The 2,642-nt window shown below is 72.7% G+C and carries 4 protein-coding genes and 1 pseudogene; 4 read left to right on the top strand and 1 reads right to left on the bottom strand.

Going from position 1 to position 2,642, the window contains the following annotated elements; genetic code table 11:
* From DW309_RS14755 to DW309_RS14740, 4 genes are all read left to right on the top strand, one after another.
* Positions 1 to 484 (top strand): NADPH-dependent F420 reductase (locus DW309_RS14755; protein WP_136045793.1); only part of this gene is annotated, 484 nt, incomplete at its 5' end.
* Positions 485 to 563: 79 nt separating this feature from the next.
* Positions 564 to 1,226 (top strand): GntR family transcriptional regulator, encoded by a 663-nt coding sequence (locus DW309_RS14750; RefSeq protein ID WP_136028970.1) that lies wholly within the window; start codon positions 564 to 566, stop codon positions 1,224 to 1,226.
* A 94-nt stretch (positions 1,227 to 1,320) separates the two neighbouring features.
* Positions 1,321 to 1,566 (top strand): hypothetical protein, encoded by a 246-nt coding sequence (locus tag DW309_RS14745; protein ID WP_136045792.1) that lies wholly within the window; start codon positions 1,321 to 1,323, stop codon positions 1,564 to 1,566.
* An 8-nt stretch (positions 1,567 to 1,574) separates the two neighbouring features.
* Complete coding sequence (locus DW309_RS14740) at positions 1,575 to 2,426, top strand: hypothetical protein (protein WP_240753247.1); 852 nt, start codon at positions 1,575 to 1,577, stop codon at positions 2,424 to 2,426.
* Positions 2,427 to 2,434: 8 nt separating this feature from the next.
* Here DW309_RS14740 and DW309_RS14735 read toward each other — a convergent pair.
* Positions 2,435 to 2,642: pseudogene (locus DW309_RS14735) on the bottom strand (SDR family NAD(P)-dependent oxidoreductase); the annotation flags it as partial.

Genomic DNA, 2,642 nt, shown 5'->3' with positions numbered 1-2,642 from the left:
CGCGGAGGAGGCGGCGGCGGCCGCCGACGTGGCGGTGGTGACCGTGCCGCTGCACGCGATCGACCAGCTGCCGACCGAGCAGCTGGCGGGCAAGATCGTGCTCGACACCAACAACTACTACTTCGAGCGTGACGGTCACATCGAGGCTCTCGACCGGGGCGAGACGACCACGTCCGAGCTGCTGCAGCAGCAGCTGCCGACCTCGAAGATCGCCAAGGCGTTCAACCACATCTACGCGAGCGACATCACGACCGGCGGCACCCCGGCCGGCACCCCGGACCGTCGCGCGCTGGCGACCGCGGGTGACGACGCCGAGGCGGTGGCGTTCGTGACCCGGTTCTACGACCAGGCGGGCTTCGACACCGTGAACATCGGCCCGCTGAGCGAGTCGTGGCGGGTCGAGCGCGACCGTCCCGCGTACGTCACGCGCCAGAACGCCGAGGAGCTGACGGCGAACCTGGCGAAGGCGAACCGCCTGCCCTGAGTCGCCGCGGGCGAGTCCGTCCACCCCGGCTGGGATACCAAAAGTTGAGGAACCCCGGCCGGGGTGGGACAATGCCCGGATGGCGGGGGCTATGGGGGCGGGCGGCGAGCTCGAGTCGGTCAGGGTCACGAGGATCCTGCGCGACGACATCGTGCTGGGCCGGCGACCCCCCGGCGCCCGGCTCGTGGAACGCGACATCGCGGCCGAGCTGCACGTCTCGCGGCTTCCCGTCCGCGAGGCCATCCGTACCCTGGTCGCGGAGGGCGTCGTGACCGCTCGACCGCGTTCGTGGGCGGTGGTGCGGGAGTTCACGCACGACGACATCCGCGCGTTCGCCGAGGTGCGAGAGGCCATCGAGACCCTCATCTTCGTGTTCGCGGCGGAGCGTCACGACGAGGTCGGCCTCGCCCGGCTGCGTCACACGTATGAGCGGGAGGCGGCGGCGGCCCGAGACGGTGACGCGGAGACCGCGCGCCGCACGGCCGCCGAGTTCCACGAGGTCGCGGTGGACCTGGCCGGGAACGAGATGCTCGGCGAGCTCATCGCGGTGTTCCTCACCCGGCTGCGCTGGCTGTTCGGGCAGCACGACGACCTGGTCGCGATGGCCGAGGAGCACCGGGTGATCCTGGAAGCCGTCGCCGCGCGCGACGTCGAACGGCTGCGCACGCTTCTGCCCGCGCACCTGGCCAGCGGGCAGGCGGCCGCCGAGCGGCGGCTGTTCCGCGCCGACGTCGCACTCTGATCCGTCGCGCGACCGGCCCACGAAGCGCGGGACCGCGGCTGTATATTGGTGCGGTCGGAACCGGTCCGGTCACTGTCGCTGTCTGGGGAGCGGGATGCGCCGTCTTGCTGTCGTCATCGGGGGCCTGCTGCTGCTGGGCGGTGCCGCGCTCGTGGTCGTCGCCGATCAGGAGCGCGCCGCCTCCGTCGCCGCGGTGAAGGCGGAGATCGCGCGCGTGGAGGAGGCGCTGAAGGCGTCGCGCGGAGACAACCTGGAGCTGGCCGCGCAGCTCACGGCCCTGCGTGCGCAGATCGCGGAGCAGGATGCGAAGATCGCCGACACCACGGGGTTCCTGAAGTGATCCGGCGCGTGCTCGCGGTCACCCTGTCTGCCGCCGTGCTGCTCGCCGTCGGCGTGCTCGCCCGCGCCGACGCACTGGAGCACGAGCGGCTCGACGCGATCGCCGAACTGCGCGCCCTCACCGGGCAGTACCGCGATGCCACCCAGCGCACCGACTATCTGGCCGCCTCGATCGAAGGCGCCGAGCAGACGACGTCCGATCGGGCAGCGGTGCTGGAGGTGCGCCCGGCGTTCCTCACCGAGCTCGCGGCGCTGAACACCGCCCTGCAGGGCGCCGACGGCAAGGTCGACACGGCCACGCATCGCGCTTCGGCGCTGTCGGTGCAGCAGACCGTGCTCGCCGAAGACGACGACCCCGCCACGGTGGTCGCGGCCACGGCCACGATCCATGCGATCACGGCCAAGATCGGCACCGAGGTCGCGTCGTGGCAGGCCGCGCAGAACCCGGGCCCGGGCGGCCCCGCCTGGAGCACGAGCGGGCCGGACGGCTACGCGCGCGTGCGCGCCGCCCTCGACCGCGTGGGCGGTGGCGGCGTGGGGCTGTACGAGTCGTCATCGTGCGCCGGCGGCAACGCCCCTGCGTGCGCGAACAGCAACGGGTACATCAAGTACCGCGCCGACATCGCGGACTGGAGCACCGGCCGCCTGAACTGGGCGATGGCGCACGAGCTGGCGCACATCTATCAGTTCCGCGTGTGGGGCGCCCTCACCTCGTCGGGCTCCTACGGGGCGCTGTTCGGCAACGACCCGGAGTTCCTCGCCAACTGCATGGCCGTGGTGCGCGGCTTCCCCGGATCGGTCGGCTGCAACGGCGAACAGCAGGCCTGGGCGTCGGGCATCTGGGTGGGCGCGGTGCGCTGAGGCTCCGCTCAGCCGACCGGGGTCCTGGTGTCGATCGCGGCACGCAGCGGCCGGCGCAGGGCCCGCCAGTAGGCGGTCGGGGCGAGCCGCACGAGCGCGTCGATCAGTCGTGCCTCCCGTCCGACCATCGTGCGGGCGGCTCGGCGCTCGGTGGCGCGGACGATGCGCGCAGCCGCGTCGGCGGGGTCGGTGTGGTACATCGCGGCCTGCGCGGCG

The organism is Microbacterium sp. K41 (assembly GCF_004794395.1).
In the GTDB taxonomy this organism is placed as follows: domain Bacteria; phylum Actinomycetota; class Actinomycetes; order Actinomycetales; family Microbacteriaceae; genus Microbacterium; species Microbacterium sufflavum.
This window is presented reverse-complemented; position numbering and strand designations above follow the sequence as displayed.